This window comes from Methylobacterium sp. J-068, from assembly GCF_022829445.1.
GTDB lineage: Bacteria > Pseudomonadota > Alphaproteobacteria > Rhizobiales > Beijerinckiaceae > Methylobacterium.
In genome coordinates this window covers 18274-39338 of record NZ_JAKSXY010000073.1, presented here as the reverse complement: position 1 = coordinate 39338, position 21065 = coordinate 18274, and the positions used below count along the sequence as shown (strand labels likewise).

Annotated in this window: 23 protein-coding genes; 11 read left to right on the top strand and 12 right to left on the bottom strand. The window is 70.6% G+C overall.

Annotated elements, in window-relative coordinates; all coding sequences use genetic code 11:
- Complete coding sequence (locus MKK54_RS11265; protein WP_244010883.1) at positions 1-474, top strand: hypothetical protein; 474 nt, start codon at positions 1-3, stop codon at positions 472-474.
- 163 nt (positions 475-637) lie between these two features.
- Here MKK54_RS11265 and MKK54_RS11260 read toward each other — a convergent pair whose 3' ends face one another.
- Both MKK54_RS11260 and MKK54_RS11255 read right to left on the bottom strand, forming a co-directional pair.
- Positions 638-880 (bottom strand): hypothetical protein, encoded by a 243-nt coding sequence (locus MKK54_RS11260; protein ID WP_244010882.1) that lies wholly within the window; start codon positions 878-880, stop codon positions 638-640.
- Between the two features lie 67 nt (positions 881-947).
- The gene (locus MKK54_RS11255) at positions 948-1484 is read right to left on the bottom strand and encodes a L,D-transpeptidase (protein WP_244010881.1); all 537 of its coding nucleotides are present in this window, start codon (positions 1482-1484) and stop codon (positions 948-950) included.
- A gap of 406 nt (positions 1485-1890) precedes the next feature.
- Between MKK54_RS11255 and MKK54_RS11250 the strand changes: the two genes are divergently transcribed.
- The 5 genes from MKK54_RS11250 to MKK54_RS11230 all read left to right on the top strand — a co-directional run bounded on the left by MKK54_RS11250 (position 1891) and on the right by MKK54_RS11230 (position 5618).
- The gene (locus MKK54_RS11250) at positions 1891-2577 is read left to right on the top strand and encodes a response regulator transcription factor (RefSeq protein ID WP_244010880.1); all 687 of its coding nucleotides are present in this window, start codon (positions 1891-1893) and stop codon (positions 2575-2577) included.
- A gap of 63 nt (positions 2578-2640) precedes the next feature.
- The gene (locus tag MKK54_RS11245; RefSeq protein ID WP_244010879.1) at positions 2641-3099 is read left to right on the top strand and encodes a cyclic nucleotide-binding domain-containing protein; all 459 of its coding nucleotides are present in this window, start codon (positions 2641-2643) and stop codon (positions 3097-3099) included.
- Positions 3100-3264: 165 nt separating this feature from the next.
- Positions 3265-3693, top strand: coding sequence for a hypothetical protein (locus MKK54_RS11240; protein ID WP_244010878.1), 429 nt, complete (start codon positions 3265-3267; stop codon positions 3691-3693).
- 104 nt (positions 3694-3797) lie between these two features.
- The gene (gene dapD, locus MKK54_RS11235; protein ID WP_244010877.1) at positions 3798-4640 is read left to right on the top strand and encodes a 2,3,4,5-tetrahydropyridine-2,6-dicarboxylate N-succinyltransferase; all 843 of its coding nucleotides are present in this window, start codon (positions 3798-3800) and stop codon (positions 4638-4640) included.
- Between the two features lie 102 nt (positions 4641-4742).
- Positions 4743-5618 (top strand): alpha/beta fold hydrolase, encoded by an 876-nt coding sequence (locus tag MKK54_RS11230; RefSeq protein WP_244010876.1) that lies wholly within the window; start codon positions 4743-4745, stop codon positions 5616-5618.
- A 60-nt stretch (positions 5619-5678) separates the two neighbouring features.
- Here the strand turns inward: MKK54_RS11230 and MKK54_RS11225 are convergent, their stop codons facing one another.
- The 3 genes from MKK54_RS11225 to MKK54_RS11215 form a co-directional block, all read right to left on the bottom strand.
- Positions 5679-6341, bottom strand: a complete 663-nt coding sequence (locus MKK54_RS11225; RefSeq protein WP_244010875.1) for an NrsF family protein — start codon at positions 6339-6341, stop codon at positions 5679-5681.
- Entirely contained in the window at positions 6334-6951 is a 618-nt protein-coding gene (locus tag MKK54_RS11220) for a sigma-70 family RNA polymerase sigma factor (RefSeq protein WP_244010941.1), read from the bottom strand. Before MKK54_RS11220 ends, MKK54_RS11225 begins: the two co-directional genes overlap by 8 nt.
- Before the next feature lie 135 nt (positions 6952-7086).
- Positions 7087-7938 (bottom strand): creatininase family protein, encoded by an 852-nt coding sequence (locus tag MKK54_RS11215; protein ID WP_244010874.1) that lies wholly within the window; start codon positions 7936-7938, stop codon positions 7087-7089.
- A gap of 183 nt (positions 7939-8121) precedes the next feature.
- Here MKK54_RS11215 and MKK54_RS11210 point away from each other — a divergent pair, with 183 nt between their 5' ends.
- A complete protein-coding gene (locus MKK54_RS11210) occupies positions 8122-9060 on the top strand; it encodes a sensor domain-containing diguanylate cyclase (protein WP_313898386.1) in 939 nt (312 codons plus the stop codon).
- 81 nt (positions 9061-9141) lie between these two features.
- Here the strand turns inward: MKK54_RS11210 and MKK54_RS11205 are convergent, their stop codons facing one another.
- Together MKK54_RS11205 and MKK54_RS11200 are read right to left on the bottom strand one after the other, a co-directional pair.
- Positions 9142-9525: a CsbD family protein gene (locus MKK54_RS11205; protein ID WP_244010872.1), complete on the bottom strand. Its 384-nt coding sequence runs from the start codon at positions 9523-9525 to the stop codon at positions 9142-9144.
- A gap of 202 nt (positions 9526-9727) precedes the next feature.
- Positions 9728-9940, bottom strand: a complete 213-nt coding sequence (locus MKK54_RS11200) for a CsbD family protein (RefSeq protein ID WP_244010871.1) — start codon at positions 9938-9940, stop codon at positions 9728-9730.
- Between the two features lie 369 nt (positions 9941-10309).
- Between MKK54_RS11200 and oxlT the strand changes: the two genes are divergently transcribed.
- From oxlT to MKK54_RS11180, 4 genes are read left to right on the top strand one after another with little or no spacing between them, the layout of a single operon-like run.
- Positions 10310-11620, top strand: coding sequence for an oxalate/formate MFS antiporter (gene oxlT / locus MKK54_RS11195; protein ID WP_244010870.1), 1311 nt, complete (start codon positions 10310-10312; stop codon positions 11618-11620).
- Positions 11621-11625: 5 nt separating this feature from the next.
- Positions 11626-12390: a fumarylacetoacetate hydrolase family protein gene (locus MKK54_RS11190; RefSeq protein ID WP_244010869.1), complete on the top strand. Its 765-nt coding sequence runs from the start codon at positions 11626-11628 to the stop codon at positions 12388-12390.
- Positions 12391-12448: 58 nt separating this feature from the next.
- Positions 12449-13459: a ketopantoate reductase family protein gene (locus MKK54_RS11185; protein ID WP_244010868.1), complete on the top strand. Its 1011-nt coding sequence runs from the start codon at positions 12449-12451 to the stop codon at positions 13457-13459.
- Between the two features lie 25 nt (positions 13460-13484).
- Positions 13485-15020 (top strand): acyl--CoA ligase, encoded by a 1536-nt coding sequence (locus tag MKK54_RS11180; RefSeq protein ID WP_244010867.1) that lies wholly within the window; start codon positions 13485-13487, stop codon positions 15018-15020.
- Between the two features lie 60 nt (positions 15021-15080).
- Here MKK54_RS11180 and MKK54_RS11175 read toward each other — a convergent pair whose 3' ends face one another.
- The 5 genes from MKK54_RS11175 to MKK54_RS11155 all read right to left on the bottom strand — a co-directional run bounded on the left by MKK54_RS11175 (position 15081) and on the right by MKK54_RS11155 (position 20983).
- Positions 15081-16232 (bottom strand): sensor histidine kinase, encoded by a 1152-nt coding sequence (locus tag MKK54_RS11175; RefSeq protein ID WP_244010866.1) that lies wholly within the window; start codon positions 16230-16232, stop codon positions 15081-15083.
- Positions 16233-16343: 111 nt separating this feature from the next.
- Positions 16344-18194 (bottom strand): potassium transporter Kup, encoded by a 1851-nt coding sequence (locus MKK54_RS11170; protein ID WP_244010939.1) that lies wholly within the window; start codon positions 18192-18194, stop codon positions 16344-16346.
- 257 nt (positions 18195-18451) lie between these two features.
- Entirely contained in the window at positions 18452-19132 is a 681-nt protein-coding gene (gene bioD, locus MKK54_RS11165) for a dethiobiotin synthase (protein ID WP_244010865.1), read from the bottom strand.
- Positions 19129-19902, bottom strand: coding sequence for a ferredoxin--NADP reductase (locus tag MKK54_RS11160; protein WP_244010864.1), 774 nt, complete (start codon positions 19900-19902; stop codon positions 19129-19131). Before MKK54_RS11160 ends, bioD begins: the two co-directional genes overlap by 4 nt.
- Before the next feature lie 145 nt (positions 19903-20047).
- Positions 20048-20983: a ring-cleaving dioxygenase gene (locus tag MKK54_RS11155; protein ID WP_244010863.1), complete on the bottom strand. Its 936-nt coding sequence runs from the start codon at positions 20981-20983 to the stop codon at positions 20048-20050.
- Positions 20984-21065 lie beyond the last annotated feature (82 nt).

The window sequence follows — 21065 nt, the reverse complement described above, 5'->3', positions numbered from 1 at the left end:
ATGTCAACGAACGAATCCGAACCGCCGCATGACCCGGTGCCGCAGCGGACCGAGGCCGCCCGCGACGGGGTGGCCGAGGTCATCGAGGACTTCTTCGAGCGCCTCGTCGCGGCGAGCCGCACCGCGCGGACGGACGTCGACGCGGACCTGCGTGCGGCGGGCCGGCTGATGGCCCGCAACACGCAGCGGCAGCTCACCGCCAACCTCACCCTGGTGAAGGGATTGATGGAGGCGCGCAGCATCCCGGCGATGCTTCAGCGCCAGCAGGATTTCATGCAGCGGCAGGCGGAATGGGCGGTGCGCGACTGGGAACGGATGAGCACCCAGGCCCTCGACCTTCTGGAGGAGGGCGAGCGGGTGGCCAGGGGTGAACCGGCCATGCCCGAACCGGCCATGCCCGAACCGGCCCCGCGCACCGACGAGCCCGGCATCGACACGCGGGAATCCGGCCCCGCCGAACCGGGCACGGCCTGATCCCGGACGCGCCGGCCGCCACAGCCCCACACCCGATCCGGCTGTCACCCCGATCCATCGAAATGCGCTGCCGCCCGCAGAACAGCGGCGCACGGCCTTGGAAGCCGGGTTATTTCCAGCGGAAAAGATCGGATGCCACGTGCCCGACCAACCGACGAGCCGGCTACAGAACCGCGAGACACGTCGTCAGCGCCTCGCCCGGACGGTCGAACAGGGCGCGGATGCGGCGGGTGGCGCGCAGGTCCTCGTGCATCGCCAGCCCGATGCCGTCCTGACAGTAGCCGATGCCGAACCCCGCGTTGAGGGCCGCCCTGAGCCCGAGGTCGTCGTGGCAGGAGAGGGCGAAGGTCCGGTCGAGCCCGAGGGCCGGGCGAATCTCGTCGCGCGCCTCGGCGCTGAACCACACACGCGCCTCAACGAGGCCGTGCGGGCGAGCCTCGCCGCGCGACGGCGGCACACCGCCTGAGCGCAGCTCAGCCGATCCGCATGCGGGTGCCCGGGCCCACCCGGCGCAGCAGCCGGACGAGGTCGGCGCGCCGGAGGGCGACGCAGCCCTCCGTCGGCAGGAAGCCCAGTCGGGCCACGTGCAGGAAGATCGCCGAGCCGTGGCCGCGCCGGATCGGCCCCCGGTTGTAGTCGAGGTCGACCACGAGGTCGTAGAGCCCGTCCTCCCGCCACATCCGCTCGTGCCCGACGCCGGGCGCCGGCAGGCGGATCGGCCGGTTGTAGCGACGGTCGCGGGCATCGTCGCACCAGCCGTCGCCGGGGGCGCTGGGGCGCAGGGGCAGGGGGCTCGCGGGCCGGGCGCCGAAATGGTCGGGCCGGTAGACGCCGCCGCGCAGGCGGAACGCACCGCGCGGCGAGGCGCCGTCGCCCTCGCGCTTGGTTCGGGTGAGGCCGGCCCGTCCGAGGGCGCAGGGGATCGTCGCGGCACCGGCGATGAGCAGCCCCCGGGTCCGGTCGGTGACGAGGGCGCGCACGCGCAGGCGGGAGAGGGTGGTTCGTGTCATGAGGGGACTTATACGAGGTTTCGACGAGACCGACCCACCGGTCGGTCTCGTCGACGTCGGGCGGACGCGCGCTGCGGCACGGGCAGGCCTCGACGCGTCACGCTCATCGCGGTCCGGTCTCGTCGCCCGCGCGGGTGACTGGCGGCAATTTCGTGGGCGGAGGCCTGAAACTTCCCGTCTTCCGCCCACGTTGTGAGGTTGTTTGGCTGCGCACAACCGTATTGTGCGCAGCCGGGATTGCTGCGTATGTGTGGACGACGTGAATTGTGAGGAAGCGGGAGGGCGTGGCCGTGTCATCATCGTATCGCCCGCTTGCGCTCAACGCGTTCCTTCGTTCCTTCACCCGTCGCCGGCCGATTGCCGACCCCCGGCGCGCCCCTGAATTTGTCAGAAAGTTCTTCGGTCGATGCCGAATACCCATCGCTTGCTGATCTGTGACGACGACGCCTCGCTGCGCGAGACGTTGATGGAACAGCTCGCCCTCAACGAGGAATTCACCGTGCTCAGCGCCGTGGACGGGCAGAGCGCGGTCGCTCGCGTGACCGACGACCGCATCGACCTCGCCGTCATGGATGTCGGGCTGCCCGACATGGACGGGCGCGAGGCCGTGCGCGCCATGCGCCGCAACGGCTATCGCGGGCCGGTCATCATGCTGTCGGCGCAGGATTCCGAGGACGACACGGTCGAGGGCCTGGAGGCGGGCGCCAACGACTATGTTACGAAGCCGTTCAAGTTCGCGGTGCTGCTGGCGCGCATCCGCGCCCACCTGCGCAGCCACGAGGCCTCCGAGGACGCGGTCTTCCAGATCGGCCCCTACACCTTCCGGCCCGGCGCCAAGCTGCTGGTGGGCGAGCGCGGCTCCAAACTGAAGCTCACCGAGAAGGAGACCGCGATCCTGCGCTTCCTCTACCGCGCCGGGCGCGAGGTGGTGGGCCGCGACACGCTGCTGGCCGAGGTCTGGGGCTACAACGCGCAGGTGACCACCCACACCCTTGAGACGCACATCTACCGCCTGCGCCAGAAGATCGAGCCGAATCCGGCGCTCGCCGCAATCCTCGTCACCGAGGGCGGTGGCTACAAGCTGCTGCCGTAGCGCGTATCGCCGGCCGCGCGTCTCGGCTAAGCTCCGGCCGCGCGCGTGGAGGCTGGACAATCCGTGGGGCTCGACGACGACATCGCGATCCTGAGTTCCGCCCCCCTGTTCGGGTTCATGGGTCGCGATGCCCTGCGCCTGCTCTCCTTCGCGGCCGAGCGCCGCAACCTCGCGGCCGGCGACCGCCTGTTCGCCCATGGGGAGCGCGCCGATGGCGGCTTCGTGGTGATGTCGGGCACCCTGACCCTGACCGGGCGCGGCAGCCACGCGACTCCCGTGACCGTGGGCCGTTCGAGCCTGATCGGCCGTCTCGCGCTGTTCCAGCGCGGCGAGCGCCCGTGCGACGCCGATGCGGCGAGCGCGGCCGAGGTGGTCCGCATCACCCCGACGCTGATGCGCCGCGTGCTGGAGGAGTTTCCCGACGCCGCGCAGGCGATCCACGACGATCTGGCCGAGGATCTGGCCACGTTCGCGGGCGACCTCGTCGATCTCGGCGCCCGGTTCGAGGCCATCGCGCCCTGAACGGGGCGGACCCTCCGGCACGCGCAGGGTCGTGCGGATTGCCGCGACTTTCGAAAGGGTTTGTCACCACATTCCGGCTATCCCCGTGGAAGCGGATGAGGTCGGCCCGGCGCGTTCGGCGTCCGAGTCGGACGTCATGGGGTCGAGCCGGGGGGTGTGGGTGCGATGGCGGATCGCCATGACGTGGAGGAGCGGGGCTGGGCCACGCGCTCGGCCGGAATCGCCTTCGTCGTGACGGCGGTCGTCGGCGTGGGTTGTCTAATCTACGTGCAGTCCACCCGTCTCCTGATCTGCCACGAGACCAACGCCACGCTGTCCGACGAGGCCTATATCGACATCATGATCCGCGACATCGTCAAGAACGGCGATCACGGCGGCCGGGCCTATGCCACCCGGCTCGATTACCTCGGCGACCGGACCGAGTGCTGCACCATCGACCGGGTGCCGAGCGCCGTCTCCGAGGGACGGCCGGTCAAGCGCGAGGTCTCCGTCTCGGCCAAGTACTTCAACACCACGATGAAGGACTACTTCGCCATCGAGCGCCGCTACGATGCCTGCGGCCATGCCAGCGCGAAGCCGATGACGGCGGGGTGAGCCTTCGACGTGCCGTTTCACCGCGAACCCGAAGGTGACAGGCCGAACGGGCTTTTGTAAGCACGGGGCCCGACCCGATCGCCCGTTCCGGAAAGCGCCTCCCCATGTCCCATGCCGACCTCGCCGCCACCATCGAGTCCGCCTGGGACGAGCGGGCCGGCATCGACACCGGCACCAAGGGCGCCGTGCGCGAGGCCGTCGAGGAGGCCCTCGACCTGCTCGATTCCGGCAAGGCCCGCGTCGCCGAGAAGTCCGGCGACGACTGGCAGGTCAACCAGTGGCTCAAGAAGGCGGTGCTGCTCTCCTTCCGCCTCAACGACATGGAGATCATCCATGGCGGTCCCGACGGCGCGAACTGGTGGGACAAGGTGCCCTCGAAGTTCGAGGGCTGGAAGAAGAAGCATTTCCGGGAGGCCGGCTTCCGGGCCGTGCCGGGCTGCTTCGTGCGGCGCGGCTCCTACATCGCCCCCGGCGCGGTGCTGATGCCGTCCTTCATCAACCTCGGCGCCCATGTGGGCGAGGGCACCATGGTCGACACCTGGGTGACCATCGGCTCCTGCGCGCAGGTGGGGAAGAACTGCCACATCTCCGGGGGCGCCGGCATCGCGGGCGTGCTCGAGCCGCTCCAGGCCAACCCGGTCATCATCGAGGACAATTGCTTCATTGGCGCCCGCGCCGAGGTGGCCGAGGGCGTGATCGTCGGCGAGGGCAGCGTGCTCTCGATGGGCGTCTATATCGGCGCCTCGACCAAGATCATCGACCGGACCACCGGCGAGGTCATGTACGGCCGCGTGCCGCCCTATTCGGTGGTGGTCTCCGGCACCACGCCCGGCAAGGACCTGCCCGACGGCACGCCGGGCCCCGGCCTGTACTGCGCCGTGATCGTCAAGCGCGTCGATGCCGGCACCCGCTCCAAGACCGCGATCAACGAGCTTCTGCGCACCTGATCCGGCGCCGATGGGGCGTCGGTCGGTCGCGTGCCCGTGGCCGGCGGCCCGCCCCATCTGGTGCCGGGGGCATCGTCCCGGATGCGAAGGAAGAGGCGTGCGATGATCGAACCGGCCCATTCCGCCCGAAGCTTCGAACTGGCCTTCGCGGGGCGCCGCGTCCCGACACCCTACGACGTGATCGGCAACGGGCCCGACGCGCTCTTGCTGCCGGCCCTGTCGTCGATCTCGGCGCGGGTGGAGATGCGCGCGCTCGCCAAGGATCTGGGTCACGCCTATCGCTGCCTCGTGCCGGACTGGCCGGGCTTCGGGGACCATGTCCGGGCCCGCGTGCCGCTGAACCCCGGCACGATGCACGCCTTCCTCGACGCGCTGCTCGCGGCCGCGCCCGGCCCCTACGCGCTCGGCGTCGGGGCGGGCCACGCGGCCGGTTACCTGATCGCCGCCGCGCGGCGCCATCCCCGGGCCTTCGAGCGCCTCGTCCTCGTGGCGCCGACCTGGCGCGGGCCCCTGCCCACCGCCATGGGGCCGGAGCGCAAGGGTCTGTTCGCCGGCCTGCGCCGCGCCGTCGAACTGCCGCTCCTCGGCGATGCGCTCTACCGCATCAACATCAGCCGGCCCGTCATCGGCCGGATGATGCGCGCCCACGTCTATGCCGATCCCGACCACGTCACCCCGGGCGTGATCGCCGACAAGCACGCCATCACGCGCCAGAACGGCGGCCGCTTCGGCACCGCCGCCTTCGTCACCGGGGGCCTCGATCCGGTCGAGAACCGCAAGGCGTTCCTCGATCAGTTCGAGGCGCCCGGCCTGCCGCCGGTCCTGGTGCTGCGGCCGGAGCGGGCGCCGCGCCGTTCCGGGGCCGAGATGGACGCGCTCGTCGCCACGGGCCGGGTCGCCCGCGCCTTCATCCCCGGCGCCCTGAGCCCGCACGAGGAGTATCCGGGCGAGGTCGCGGACGCGATCCGCGCCGCCTGATACGAGGTCCGGTGTGAGTACCCCCGACCGGGCCCAGCGCCGTACGCCCGGGCCCGATCCTCACCTCTTGCCGGCGAGCAGACGTCCGCCGGCCAGGCGGTTGACGACGATCACGAGGCCGACCGCGACGCCGTGCAGGGCGAGGTCCGTGGCCGTGGCGTCGTGGGGGTGGAAGGGCACGAGGAGAGCGGCGGCGGCGGCCGCCGCCGAGAGACCCACGAGGGCCGCCGTCAGGTTGGGGCGCAGGGGGCAGGCCCGGCGCAGCATGAGCACGAGGCCGAGGGAGAATGGCACCGAGACGCTGAGCAGGAAGGCGAAGCATCCGCCGACCTCGTGCGCATCGGGCAGGTCGGTGCCCGGCACCACCCAGCCCCGCAGGCAGCCCATGCCGCTGGCCCCGATCCAGAGGGCGGCCGGGAGCACCGGCGCCAGCACCCAGAGGGCGGAGCGCCCCGGCACGCTGGTCTGGAAGGCGGCGAGCGCGGCCGTGACGGCGGTCAGCACCGCCCCGAGGGCGGCATAGCGCAGGTCCGGCACCGCCATGCGGATGTGCAGGGCGTCGAGATCGGCGAAGGGCATCGCCACGAGGCCGACGCCGAAGACCGCCGCGCACCAGGTCAGGGCCCGCAGCGAGGGGGCGGGCAGGCGCCGGACCGGCTTCAGGTCGCCCGCGAGCGCATCGACCAGACGGTCGTGAGAGGGAGAGTGGACGCCGTCAGACATCGTGCGTCCCTCGTTCGCGCTCATGGCCCGGCGTCCGTTCGTCGGGATTGGGTCCAAGGGTCCGCCGCAGGGCCTTCAGGGCCCGATGCAGGTTCACCTTCAGGGCGCCCTTGCTGCGCCCGGTCAGTTCCGCCGTCTCGTCGAGGCTGCGCTCGCCGAGCGCCAGGTGCTCCACAGCCTGTCGCTGCCCTTCGGGCAGGGCGGCCACCGCCTCCGCCAGGATCCGCGCCCGGTCGCGCGATTCGAGACCCTGGCCGGGCGCCGGACCGGAATCGGCCCGCGTCTCGTAGGCGATCGGATCGTGGACCTCCTGCGGCCGCCGGCCGGCCCGGCGCATCCGATCGATGGCCCGGCGCTGGGTGATGGCCCGCAGCCAGGGCAGGAAGGGGCGGGCCGGATCGTAGGTCGCCCGCGCGCGGTGGATCGTCAGCAGCACGTCCTGCACCACGTCGTCCACCGCGTCGGGCCGCACACCCTGGGTCCGTGCCATCCCGGCGATCACCGGCAGGCAGTCGCGCAGCAGGCGGCGATAGGCCTCACCGTCACCGCCCTGCGCCGCCGCCATGGCGGAGGCGAGCGTCTGGTCGAGGATCGTCCGGTCCGGCGTCATGCGCCTCTCCGTGAGGCGCCGCGCCGCGCCGTGCCAGACAAATCCCGAGGCGGGATCGTAGGCGAAGCTTGGTCCGGCCGGGACGGCAAAGGCCACGATGCGGGCTCCCTGATCGGAGAGGACGGATCTCTCATCTCAAAGGTATTCGCCATCGGGTGCGCCGACGTTACGCGGCGCGAGGGAGGCGGGCTGAAAGTTTTCACGTCGGTCGACAAGGTCGAAGCGATCGACGTCGCGCAGGAGTTCGAGGAACGCGCGGGCGCCGTGCGCAAGGGCGGCGGCCCCCGCCTCCGCCGTGCCGAGGGTCGCATCGCCGATGGCGCCCGCCGGGTTGAGGTCCTGCGCCTTCCAGGCGAAGGCGGCGGGCCGCCCGGCGCGCAGATGCGTGAAGCTCCGGGCCATCGCCAGCGTGCGGGGCGTGAAATCCGCGATCGCCGCGCGGCGCACGAGATCGGGCCGCAGGGCCAGCATCAGCGCGGTCTCGATGCCGCCGCCATGGATACCGTGGCGGATCTCGTCCTCCGGAAACAACCCTTCCGGATAGCCGAAGCGGCTCCAGGCGGTGGTGACCGCCACCATGGCGTGGCGCCCGCGTAACGCGCCCGCCACGAGGTCGATGAGGCCGCTGTTGCCGCCATGGGAGGTCACGAGGACGAGCTTGCCGCAGCCCGTGCGCCGGACGGCGTCGCCGATCCCGGTCCAGGCCCGCAGGGCGGTCTCGGTGGAGAGCGTCAGGGTGCCGGGGAAGCCGTCATGCTCGTCGGACTTGCCGACCGGCTGGACGGGCAGCAGCAGCACGTCGAGGTCGTCGGCGGGCAGGGCCGCGAGCCGGGCGAGGTAGCCCTCGGCGATGATCGTGTCGGTGGCGAGCGGCAGGTGCGGCCCGTGCTGCTCGATGGCCGCCACGGGCAGGACCGCGATGGCGCGCGTCATGTCGCGGCTCCGGAACTCCTCCGTCGTCAACTCGGCCCAGTGGCGTATCGGCATTCCGGCGACGTCTCCCGCGCCGCGCCAAGCCCGGCCGCCGCGCCTCGTTCGATTCCCGCCTAGGAGGATCGGGTGATTCCGTATACCAATCCTTATCTCTGACCGTGGTCTCGGAACAGAGTCGACCGAGAACGCCCGCCGATCCAGCCCATGCGAACCAAGAACCGCCGCGCATCCGGCCGGATTTCGGCTGACGAAAGGTCCGGTGCTTCGCTGCCGGCAACCCCGAGCCCGGACGATCTCCGCCGCGAGATCGAGCGTCTGAACGGGATGCTCGACACCAATTCCGACTGGATCTGGGAGGTGGATGCGCAGGGACGCTACACCTACGCGTCACGCCACGCGCTCGCGCTGCTCGGCTACGAGCCGCGCGAGATGCTGGGGCGGACCCCCTTCGACTTCATGCCGGCGGACGAAGCCGCGCGGGTGGGAGAGATCTTCGGCGGCATCGTCGCGGAGAAGCGGGCCTTCGCCGGCCTGATCAACCGCAATCGGCACCGAGACGGGCGCATCGTCGTGCTGGAGACCAGCGGCGTGCCGCTCCTCGACGCGGATGGCAGCCTGCTCGGCTATCGCGGGATCGACCGGGACGTGACGGCGCGCGACGCGGAACTCGCGCGCCAGCGCGACCTGGCGCGGCGCGACGACCTCACGCAGCTGGGCAACCGTCTCGCCCTGCGCGAGCGGCTGATCGACGTTCTCGATGCGTCCGCGCCCCGCCCGCCGCATCTGGTGATCATGCTCGACCTCGACCTGTTTAAGGCCGTCAACGACAGCCTCGGCCACAAGGCCGGCGACACCCTCCTGGCGCAGGCCGCCGCCCGGCTCGACCGCGCCTCGGCCACGTGCGGCGCGCGGACGTTCCGCCTCGGCGGCGACGAGTTCGTGGTGGTGGGGGAGGCGGACGGGGCGGCCGCGGAGGCGCGGCTCCTCACCGCGATCGAGGATTGTTTCCTGATGCCCTTCGACCTCGACGGGCGCCTGCTCTGCATCTCCGCGAGCCTCGGCGTCGCGACCTGCCTTCCGGGTCAGGAAACACCCGAGGTGACGCTCGCGCGGGCGGATCACGCCCTCTACCAGGCCAAGGAGAAGCGCCAATCCCCGCGCTCGTCACGCCTCTAGGCGCGACGCATGGGGCACCGGCCCCGTTGGCCGGTGTCGTCCTGTCCGGGATTGAGCGTCAGCCCGGCGCGCGATGTCGCCTCAGCGCGTGCGGCGCATCAGCCAGCCGGCGCCGAAGGCGGCCAGGGCGACCAGCAGCAGCGTGGTGCCCTTGTTCTCGTCGGCGCGGGCCGCCACGACGCGGCCCCGCCGCACGGCCTCGCCCTGATAGGTGCGGCCCCGCTCCTGCAGGTCGTCGGCGATGGCCCGGCCCCGGTGGCGGGCCTCCTCGACAAACTGCGTGCCGTCCCGGTGCAGGTCGTCGGCCGCATCGCGCGCGCGGCCATAGGCGTATTGGACGGCGCCGGCCGCCTGATCGAAGGCACCCTCGGCCTGGGGACGGACCCGGCCCGTCACCGCTCCGAGCGCGGAACGCCCGCGACCCCGGATGTTGCGAATCCCACCCTCGATCTGATCCCGGTTCATGGTCGAAAATCCTTGTCTGGCGCGCCCGGCCGGGGCCTGCGGGACCGTGTACCGGCAAGCCCCGCTCGGGCTCTTGAAAGTCCTCGCTCGGGCCCTTGAAAGCCCCGCTCGGGCCGTTCCTCGCGTGCGGCGGGTGGGGCCCGCCGCCGCGTCACCGCATGCGCGCCCGGCGATCGTCGGATCGCGGCGCGATCGAGGCGGCTCAGATCTTCTTGACGGCGTCGGCCGCGCTCTGGGCCGCGCCCTTGATGCCGTCCTTGGCGTCGCCGACGGTCTTCTGGGCCTCGCCCTTCAGTTCCTGGGCCTTGCCCTCGGCCTGCAGCTTGTCGTTGCCGGTTGCCGAGCCGATGCCCTGCTTGATGTTGCCGACGGCCTCGTTGGCCAGACCCTTGATCTTGTCCGTCGTGCTGCTCATCAAAATCTCCGTGAAGATGGTGCCCCGTGAAAGCTTCGGTCACCTTGTGCGACCGGCTCGTCGTCGGCCAAGCGGAACGGTGCAGACAGGCGTTTGTTCCCTATCCGGTATTCCTCATCCGGATGTCTGGATCCGGATGTCTAGCGATGGACGCGACCGGAATGGTGCAACGCAGTCGTCGACTTATTGCGTCGCAGAAGAGCGAGGTCGAATGGAGCAAACCGCCCGACGCCTCAAATTTTTTGCAGGGTGAGGCCAAAAATTTTGCAGCCGTCGCAAAGGCTTGATCGAGGCAAAGCTTCTTGAATTCAAAATAACTGCGGATAAAACCGAACGGCCTAAACAAGATTTGAGCCGAGGAAGACGCCCATGACTGCGCGTATTGCGCCCGCCGCCGCCGGCCCGACGTCGATCGCGGCGGCCGGGGTGGATTCGCCGCCGCTCGGCCGCTGGGGCCAGCTGTTCCTCGGCGTCCTGTGCATGTCGATGATCGCCAACCTGCAATATGGCTGGACGCTGTTCGTCGATCCGATCCAGCAGAAATTCGGCTGGGAGCGCACCGCGATCCAGTGGGCCTTCACGATCTTCGTGGTCATGGAGACCTGGCTCGTGCCGATCGAGGGCTGGTTCGTCGACAAGTACGGCCCGCGCCTCGTCACGATCTTCGGCGGCGCCCTCTGCGCCCTCGGCTGGGTGATGAATTCCTATGCCGACACGCTGGGCATGCTCTATGCGGCGGCCGCGATCAGCGGCGTCGGAGCGGGCGCGGTCTACGGCACCTGCGTCGGCAACGCCCTGAAGTGGTTCCCCGACCGGCGCGGCTTCGCGGCCGGCCTCACCGCCGCCGGCTTCGGCGCGGGCTCGGCCCTCACCGTGATCCCGATCGCCAACATGATCCGCGATTCCGGCTACCAGCACACCTTCCTGGTGTTCGGCCTCGGCCAGGGCCTGATCGTCATGCTGGCGGCCCTGCTCCTCGTCTCGCCGAGCGCCGCCTTCAAGGACCGCATGCTCGCCGGGCGTAGCGCCACTGTGAACACCGTCACCCGGCGGCAATACACCACCGGCGAGATGGTGCGCACGCCGGTCTTCTGGCTGCTCTACCTCATGTTCGTGATGATGGCGGCCGGCGGCCTGATGGCGGCGGCCTCCCTCGCGCCCATCGCCAAGGACTTCAAGGTCGCGGGCGTCCCCGTCTCCCTGATGGGCCTGACCCTGCCGGCGCTCACCTTCGCGCTCACCATCGACCGGGTGCTCAACGGCGTCACGCGGCCCTTCTTCGGCTGGGTCTCGGACAAGATCGGCCGCGAGAACACCATGGTCATCGCCTTCCTGATCGAGGGCGCCGGCATCCTGGCGCTCGGCATGTTCGCCCATATCCCGATGGCCTTCGTGCTGCTCACCGGACTCGTGTTCTTCGCCTGGGGCGAGATCTACTCGCTGTTCCCCGCCACCTGCAGCGACACTTACGGCGACAAGAACGCGGCCGCCAATGCGGGCCTGCTCTACACCGCCAAGGGCACGGCCGCCCTGCTGCTGCCGATCCTGCTGACCATCCAGGCCAAGACCGGCACCTGGCAGACGGTGTTCTACGCCGCCTCCGGCATGGCCTTCCTGGCCGGGTTCCTCGCGCTCTTCGTGCTGAAGCCGATGCGCGCCCGGTTCATCGCCCGGAGCTGACCGCCATGGCCCGCTGGCTTCGCTACCTCCACGACGGCGCGAGCGGCTTCGGCCAGCTCGACGGGGAGACCATCGCCGTCCATACGGGCGACCTCTTCGCCGACCCGACGCCGACCGGCGCGACGCTTCCGCTCGCGGACGTCACCCTCGACCTGCCGTGCCGGCCCTCGAAGTACATCGCCCTGTGGAACAACTTCCACGCGATGGCCGAGAAGCAGGGGCTGAGCCGGCCCGAGGCGCCCCTCTACTTCGTGAAGCCCGCGAGCTGCTACCTCGCCAGCGGGCAGACGGTCACGGCGCCGGCGGGCGCCGGCCGCCTCCTGTTCGAGGGCGAACTCGGGATCGTGATCGGCCGGCGCGGCCGCGACCTCACGCCGGAGACGGCGGCCGCGCACATCTTCGGCTATACCTGCGTGAACGACGTCACGGCCCTGGAGGCCCTGAAGGCCGACCCGAGCTTCGTCCACTGGACGCGCTCCAAGGGCCAGGACGGCTTCGGTCCCTTCGGGCCGGTCATCGCCACGGATCTCGACCCGGAGGCGCTGGAGGTCGCGGTGCGGATCAACGGACGGGAGCGCCAGCGCTATCCCCTCGCCGACATGATGCGCCGCCCGGCCGAGCTGGTGGCCGAACTCTCCCGGGACATGACCCTGGAGCCCGGCGACCTCATCGCCTGCGGCACCTCGGTGGGGAACGGGCCGATCCCGAAGGGGGCCACGGTCGACGTGGAGATCGCCGGCATCGGGATCCTGTCGAACGGGTTTTCGTGAGACACCCGACCCCGGACGCGACCAGAACGAATTCCAGGACGGATTCAAGGACACCCACATGAGCATCGCGATCGTCGGCGCCGGCGCCATCGGAGGATTCCTGGGCGTGCGCCTCGCCCATGCGGGCGAGGACGTCACCTTCATCGCCCGGGGCGCCAACCTCGAGGCCATCCAAGCCAACGGCATGCGGCTGATCGAGGAGGACGGCTCCGAGATCCACGTGACGAACCTCAAGGCCACCAAGTCGATGGCCGAGGCGGGCCCGCACGACATCGTGCTCCTCACCGTGAAGGCGCACCAGGTCGGGCCGATCGCGGCCGACCTCCACCACCTCATCGGCCCCGACACGATGGTGGTGACGATGCAGAACGGCATCCCGTGGTGGTACTTCTCGCAAGGACACGGCGGCGATCTCACCGGCACGCACCTGGAGACCGCCGATCCGGGTGCGCTCATCGCCAAGCACCTCGATCCGAAGCACGTCATCGGCTCGGTGGTCTACCCGGCCGCCGTGCTCACCGAGCCCGGCGTGGTTCAGGTGGTCGAGGGCCACCGCTTCGGCCTCGGCGAGCTCGACGGCGCGATGTCGCCGCGCGTGCAGTCGCTGGCCCAGACCCTGATCAAGGCGGGCTTCCGCGCGCCCGTGACCAGCGACATCCGGGCGGAGATCTGGCTCAAGCTCTGGGGCAACCTCAGCTTCAACCCGATCTCCGCGCTCAGCCACGCCACCCTGGTGGACATCTGCCAGTTCCCCGAGACCCGGGCGCTCGCCGCCGACATGATGCGCGAGGCGGAGACGATCGCGAACCGCCTCGGCGTCACCTTCAAGCTCGGCATCGAGCGGCGCATCGCGGGGGCCGAGAAGGTCGGCGCGCACAAGACCTCGATGCTGCAGGACGTGGAGGCCGGGCGGCCGATCGAGCTCGAGGCCCTGGTCGGCTCGATCATCGAGCTCGGGCGCCTCACCGAGACGCCGACCCCGCATATCGGCACCGTCTACGCCCTGATGCGCCTCCTCTCCCAGAGTCTGGAGCGGGCGCAGGGGCGCCTCTCCATCACGCCGGCCTGACCCCAGACATTCGAGGACGATGACCATGGCCGAGATTGCCGCCACCACCCTCCACGCCCTGATCCAGGCCGGCGCCGACGATGCCACCGCCCTGTCGAGCCCCGGCGGCGTGCCGCTGACCTTCGGGCAACTGCGCGCGCTGACGGACCGGACCATCGCGGCCCTGAACGCGCGCGGGATCGGCCGGGGCGACCGGGTCGCCATCGTCCTCGACAACGGCCCCGAGATGGCGGCGGCCTTCATCGCCATCGGGGCGGGCACCACCCCGGCGCCGCTCAACCCGAGCTACAAGGCCGACGAGTTCACGTTCTACCTCACCGACCTGAACGCCCGGCTGCTCGTGGTGGCGGAAGGCTCCGAGAGCCCGGCCGTGGCGGTGGCCGGCCGTCTCGGCGTGCCGGTGGTGCGCCTGACGCCGACGCCCGAGGCGGGAGCGGGCAGCTTCACCCTGTCCTTCGCGGGGAGCGAGGCCGCGCCGGCCGCGCAGGGGGGGCCGGCCCATCCCGACGATATCGGCCTCGTGCTGCACACCTCCGGCACCACCTCGCGCCCGAAGATCGTGCCCCTGCGGCAGTCGAACGTCTGCGCCTCGGCGCGCAACATCCGCACCACCCTGGCCTTCACGGCCGGGGATCGCGGCCTCAACATCATGCCGCTCTTCCACATCCACGGGCTGATCGCCGGCATCCTGGCGCCGCTCTCGGCCGGGGGCCAGGTCTCCTGCACGCCGGGCTTCAACGCCCTGAAGTTCTTCGGCTGGGTGAGCGAGGTCCGTCCGACCTGGTACACGGCGGTGCCGACCATGCACCAGGCGATCCTGGGCCGCGCCGCCCGCAACCGCGAGGTCATCGAGGCCAACCCGCTGCGCTTCATCCGCTCCTCCTCCTCCTCCATGCCGCCGCAGGTGATGAAGGAGATCGAGGACGTGTTCGGCGCGCCCCTGATCGAGGCCTACGGCATGACCGAGGCCTCGCACCAGATGGCCTCCAACCCGCTGCCGCCGCGCCCGCACCACGCCGGCTCGGTCGGCCTCGCGGCCGGCCCCGAGATCGCCATCGTGGACGAGGACGGCGAACCGCTGCCCAATGGCGAGACCGGCGAGATCGTCATCCGCGGCGACAACGTGATGTCGGGCTACGAGAACAACGACAAGGCCAATGCCGAGGCCTTCACGCGCCAGGGCTGGTTCCGCACCGGCGACCAGGGCTCGCTCTCCCCCGAGGGCTACCTGTCCATCACGGGCCGCCTCAAGGAGATCATCAACCGGGGCGGCGAGAAGATCTCGCCGCGCGAGGTCGACGAGATCCTGATGGACCACCCGGCCGTGTCGCAATGCGTCACCTTCGCGATGCCGCACGACAAGCTCGGGGAGGATGTCTGCGCGGCCATCGTGCTGCGCGAGGGCCAGACCCTCGCCGAGAAGGAGTTGCGCGGCTTCGCCTCGGAGCGGCTCGCCGCCTTCAAGGTGCCGGCCAAGATCCTGATCCTCGACGAGATCCCGAAGGGCGCCACCGGCAAGCTCCAGCGCATCGGCCTGGCGCAGAAGCTCGGGTTGGTGTGATCGGTCCGGGATCGATGGCACGACGCGGCCCTCCTCCCCGCAAGGGGGAGGGGAACCCGCTCACCCCAGCGGCGGGATCACCAGCGAGAACTGCGCGCCCTGGACGTCGGGGGCGACCCGCAGCGCGCCGCCGAGCTGGCGCGCCAGGCTGTTGACGATGCGCATGCCGAGGCTGGCGCTGCGCGCGGCCGAAGGGTCGAACCCCTCCGGCAGGCCGATGCCGTCATCCTGCACCCCGAGGATCAGGCCGCCGGCCCCGTCGGGCCGGGCCTCGATCCGGATCTCGCCCTCGCCGTCCGCGTAGGCGTACTTGATCGCATTGGTGACGAGTTCGTTGACGAAGAGCCCGAGCGGGATCGCGAGATCGGCGGGGATGTTCATCCGGGCCGCGCGACAGACGAGGCGATGGCGCGGGGCGCTCTCCTGCAGCTTGGCGCAGAGCGCGTCGAGGAAGCCCGCCACGTCGATCGCCTCCAGGCTCGGCTGGCGCCAGAGCTGGTCGTGGACCTGGGCCACCGCCTCGACCCGGGTGCGGGCATCGGCGAGCGCGCTCTTCACGTCGTCATTGTCGGAGCCCCGTGCCTGGAGCCCGAGGAAGCCCGCGACGACCGCGAGGCTGTTCTTCACCCGGTGGCTCATCTCGCGCGACAGGAGTTCCTGGCGCTCCAGGGCCGCCTTCAGCCGCGCCTCGGCCCGCTGGCGCTCGATGGCGCCGCCCACGAGGTTGGCGAAGCCCTGCATGAAGGCGATGTCGGCCTCCTCGAACTGGCCCTCGCGGGTGTCGTCCACCTCCAGCACGCCGTAATTGCCGTCGCGGTTGGCGATCAGCACGTTGATCGCCCGGCGGATGCCGTGATCGGCCATCAGCTTCGGGGTGCGAAAGCGCGTCTCGTTCTCGAGGTGGTTCGAGATCACGGGGCGCCCGGTCTTGAGGGCGTAGCCGGCGGGCGAGGCGAGGTCCGCGCCGATGATCGTGGAGCCCACCGCGTCCGGCGCCCAGCCGATCCCGGCGCAGACGAGGAGGCAATCCTGGTGCGGCTTGTATTCCAGCGCCTTGCAGAACTCCGCCTCCATGCCCTCGGCGCAGAGCTCGGTGGCGCGCTGGAGCAGGGGCAGCAGCTCGGTGGCGCGCAGGGCCTCCACGCCGAAATCGGAGAGGATCGCCTGCTGCCGCAAGCGGATCGCCAGGGCCTTGGGCGCCAGTTCGGTCATCGCAGCACTACGCTTCTGGGATTCGGCCCGGCCGGGTCCTCCGCCGCGCCCGCTCCTTGTGCGACAGCCGAAGCGATCGCCGCAAGTCCATCGGGCCCTGGTCGAGCCGGGTCAAATCTCGATCTCGGTGCCGACCTCCACGAGCTGTCGGGTCGGCACGCAGAAATGCGCGCCCGTCCGCTCGGCGTTGCGCAGCAGGAAGGCGTAGATCCCCTCGCGCCACGTCACCATGCCGCGCTGGTCGCTCTTCGGGATGATGGTCTCGTGGCCGATGAAGATCGTGAGGTCGTGCAGGCAGTCGGCGGGCAGGCGCTTCGATTCCACCGCGCAGCGCAGGCCGTCGGGCACCGAGGCGTCCTCCATGAAGCCGTAGCGCAGGATGACCCGCGTGATGTCCGGCGTGATCACGATGACCTCGGCGCGCTGGTCGCGCGGTAGGGTGGGCTCCTCCTCGTAGCGGGCGGTGACGATGAGGATGCGTTTGTGGAGGGCGTGGCTGCGCTCGACGAAGCGCGACAGGTGCAGCGGGATGGCGCTGGTGGCCGAGGACAGAAAGGCGGCGTTGCCCGGCAGGGTGATCGGGGGATCGACCCGGATCTGCTCCAGGAACGCGTCCTCGGGCTGGCGCAGGGAGGTCCGCGCCGCCTCCACGAGCTGGTTGCCCTTGCGCCAGGTCAGCATGAGGAAGGCGACCAGGGCGGCGAGCAGCAGGGGAAACCAGCCGCCCTCGAACAGCTTCACGCTGTTGGCGCCGAGGAACACGATGTCGATGGCCAGGAAGAAGCCGTTGAGCGCCACCACGGCCACGGGGTTGTAGCCCCATTTCAGGGCGACCAGGGCGGCGAGCAGGGTGGTGATCGCCATCAGGGAGGCCACCGCGATGCCGTAGGCGCCGGCCAGCGCATCCGACGAGCCGAAGATCAGGACCGCGCTCAGGGTCGCGGCGGCGAGCAGCCAGTTCACCATCGGCACGTAGATCTGTCCGCGCTCGTTCCGGGCGGTGTGGACCACCCGCATCGGCGGCAGGAAACCGAGCTGGATCGATTGCTGGGTCAGCGAGAAGGCCCCCGAGATGATCGATTGCGAGGCGATCACGGTGGCGACCGTCGCCAGTCCGATCAGCGGGTAATGCGCCCAGTCGGGGCTGAGCCGGTAGAACGGGTTCTCGATGGCGTCGGGCTCGACCAGAAGCAGCGCGCCCTGGCCGAAATAGTGGATCACGAGGGCCGGCAGCACGAGGCCGAACCACGAGGCGCGGATCGGGCCGGCGCCGAAATGCCCGAGATCGGCATACATCGCCTCGCCGCCGGTGACGGCCAGGAAGGCGGCGCCCAGCATGGCGAAGCTGACGCGCCAGCCGGCATGCAGCAGGAATTCGACGGCCTTCAGCGGGTTCACGGCCTCGAGAATCTGCGGCGCGTGCCAGATGCCGCCGAAGCCGAGCAGCGCCAGCACCACGAACCACGCGAGCATCACCGGCCCGAAGATGCGGCCGATGAAGGCCACGCCCCGGCTCTGCACCAGGAACAGCCCGACGAGGATCAGGATCGTGATCGGCACCACGAAGCGCGCGAGCCCGGGTGCCTCGACCTTGAGGCCCTCCACGGCGCTGAGCACCGAGATGGCGGGCGTGATGGCGCCGTCACCGTAGAGCAGGGCCGCGCCGACGAGGCCGACCACCAGGAGCACGCCGGTCCAGGAGCCGGGTTTGGCGTGGCGGGCCCCGAGCAGCGCCAGCATCGCCACGATCCCGCCCTCGCCGCGGTTGTCGGCGCGCAGGATGAGCACCGCGTACTTGATCGACACGATGAGGATCAGCGACCACAGGATCAGCGAGACGGCGCCCGTCACCGCGATGGGCGTGGGCGGCGCCCCCGCGCTGGCGGCGCGCACCGCTTCCTTGAAGGCATAGAGGGGCGAGGTGCCGATATCGCCGTAGACGATGCCGAGCGCGCCCAGCATCACGGCCGGTCGCAGGGCTCGATGCGGCGTTCGCGCCCCCGCGTGGATCTCCGCGCGGGTTTCTTCGTGAACCACGGGCACGCTCTCCGGCAACGGCGACGGTTCGCCTCGTGCGAGCGAGGTAGGCGCGCGCGCTTGGGCGACCAGGGGCGAAATGAGCGCGGGCGTTTCGAACCGCGTCGTCCGTTCCAATGCGGGCGGACCGGGTCACGCCAAATCCGATTGCTCCCGTCGGGATGGCGGATCCGGGCTTGCTCTCAGACGAGCCGGGCGAGATCGTCCGGACACGCGCCGTCGCGGGCAACGATCGCGGTCGCGGCCCTTCCGTGCCGGGCGATCGCCGCGGCGACGGTCTCGGGCGGCGTCGGGGCGTCCGCGCTCTCGCAGACCGCGATGCCGAGGAGCGGCACGCCGTGCCCGCGCAGCGTCTCGATCGCCGTCAGCGCGTGGCTGATCGCGCCGAGATAGGAGCCGCAGACGAGAAGGGCGGGCAGGCCGAGGGCCTCGAGCCAGTCGAGGCCTGTCGCCTCCGGGGTGATCGGGCTCATCAGGCCGCCGACCCCCTCGATCAGCAGCGTGGTCTCGGGGGGCGTCGCGCGGATCGCGTCCCGGCACCAGCCGGTGAGGTCGGCGAGGGCCAGGGACCGGCCCTCGCGCGCGGCGGCGAGATCGGGGCTCAGCGGAGCCGAGAAGCGCCAGGGCGAGCAGGCGGCCACCGTATCCGGCGTGATGGCCAGCCCCTGCGCGGCGAGCAGCCGCGCCGTGTCGCTCGTCACGAAGTCGGGATCGCCGAGGGCGGGCACGCCGCTCGCCAGCGGCTTCAGGGTGCGCACGGCCCGCCCAGAGGCCCGCAGCCGCCGGGTCAGGGCGGCGGTGACGTAGGTCTTGCCGATCTCGGTCCCGGCGCCGGCAACGAAGACGGCGCGGGGCGCGCTCACTTCTCGACGAAGGCCTTCTCGATGACGTAGTGGCCGGCCTCGCCGTGGTTGCCCTCCTCGTAGCCGCCATCGGAGAGGAGCATGCGCGTGTCGCGGATCATGTCCGGCGAGCCGCAGAGCATGAAGCGGTCGTTCTCGATCGACATCGGGGCCAAGCCGATATCCTCGAACAGCTTGCCCGAGGTCATCAGGTCGGTGATGCGGCCGCGATTGCGGAAGGGCTCGCGCGTCACGGTGGGGTAATAGATCAGCCCGGCCGAGATGACCTCGCCGAGGAACTCGTGGTTAGGCAGGTCCTGCGTGATGGTCTCGCCGTAGGCGAGTTCCTGCACCTGCCGGCAGCCGTGGACGAGCACCACCTTCTCGAAGCGCTCGTAGGTCTCCGGGTCCTTGATGATCGACATGAAGGGCGCCAGCCCGGTGCCGGTGCCGAGGAGGTAGAGGTGCCGGCCCGGCATCAGGTTGTCGAGCACCAGGGTGCCGGTGGGCTTCTTGCCGACGATGATCGGGTCGCCGACCTTGAGGTGCTGCAGCTTCGAGGTGAGCGGACCGTTCGGCACCTTGATCGAGAAGAATTCCAGTTCCTCCTCGTAATTGGCCGAGACGACGCTGTAGGCGCGCAGGAGCGGCCGGCCCTCGACCTCGAGGCCCATCATCACGAACTCGCCGTTGCGGAAGCGGAAGGCCGGGTCGCGGGTGGTGCGGAAGGAGAACAGCGTGTCCGTCCAGTGATGGACGCTCAGCACACGCTCCTCGTTGAACTTGCTCATCGACGGGTCCGTCTCGAATGTCGCTCGAATCTGAAGCTTTGCGTGGGGTCTTCTCGCACCTGCGGTAGGCCCGTCAAGGCGGCGCGCGTACGCAGGCGCACGAGGGTGCAATGGGTTGGAATCGTTCTTAATTCCGGGCCGGTCCTCAGAGCGGCTTCAGCCCCGCCTCGATCTCGGCGCGGCGGCCCTCCAGGAAGGGCGGCAGGGCCAGGCGCTCGCCCAGCGTCTCCATGGGCTCGTCGGTGGCGAAGCCCGGCCCGTCCGTGGCGATCTCGAACAGGATGCCGTTGGGTTCGCGGAAGTAGAGGCTGCGGAAATAGTAGCGGTCCACGGGCCCGCTGGAGGGCATCCGCGTCACCTTGAGTCGGTCGGCCCAGGCCGCGTGATCGGCGTCGGGAATGCGGAAGGCGACGTGGTGGACGGCGCCCGCGCCCTGGCGGGCCGGCGGCAGATCGGGCTGCGACACGAGGTGGAGTTCGGCGGCCGGCCCACCCGCGCCCATGCGATAAACGCGGACCTCGCCCTCGGGCAGCTCATAGTTCCGGTCGTGGCTCATGCCGAGCACGTCGGCCAGGACGGCCTCGGTCCGTCCGATCTCGGCCACGCTGAGGCGAATCGGCCCGAGGCCGCGAATCTGGTGCTCGGCCGGCACGGGGCTCCGCGCCCAGGGGTGGGCGTCCCCGGCCCCGCCATCGTCCACCAGCATGAGCCGCTGGCCCTCGCCATCCTCGAAGTCGAGGCTGAGCCGGCCGTCGCGCGCCACCGGCACGGTGTGGGCCACCCCCTGCCGGGCCAGGTGCTCGCGCCACCAGTCGATCGCCGCCGGTCCGGAGACCCGCAGGGCCGTGCGGGCGATGCTGTTCGTGCCGCGCCGCTCGGGAGGCGCCGGCCAGTCGAAGAAGGTGACGTCGGTGCCGGGGGAGGCGAGGCCATCGGCGTAGAACAGGTGGTAGGCGGAGACGTCGTCCTGGTTCACCGTCTTCTTCACGAGGCGCAGGCCGAGGACGCGCGTGTAGAAGGCGAGGTTGTCGGCGGCCCGCGCGGTGATAGCGGTGAGATGGTGGATTCCGGTGAGTTGCATCGGGGATTCCGGATCTGCGAGGGGCGCTCGAAACCAGAACGGCCCCCGTGAAGGGGGCCGCGCGATCGGTCGGGCGTGTCGA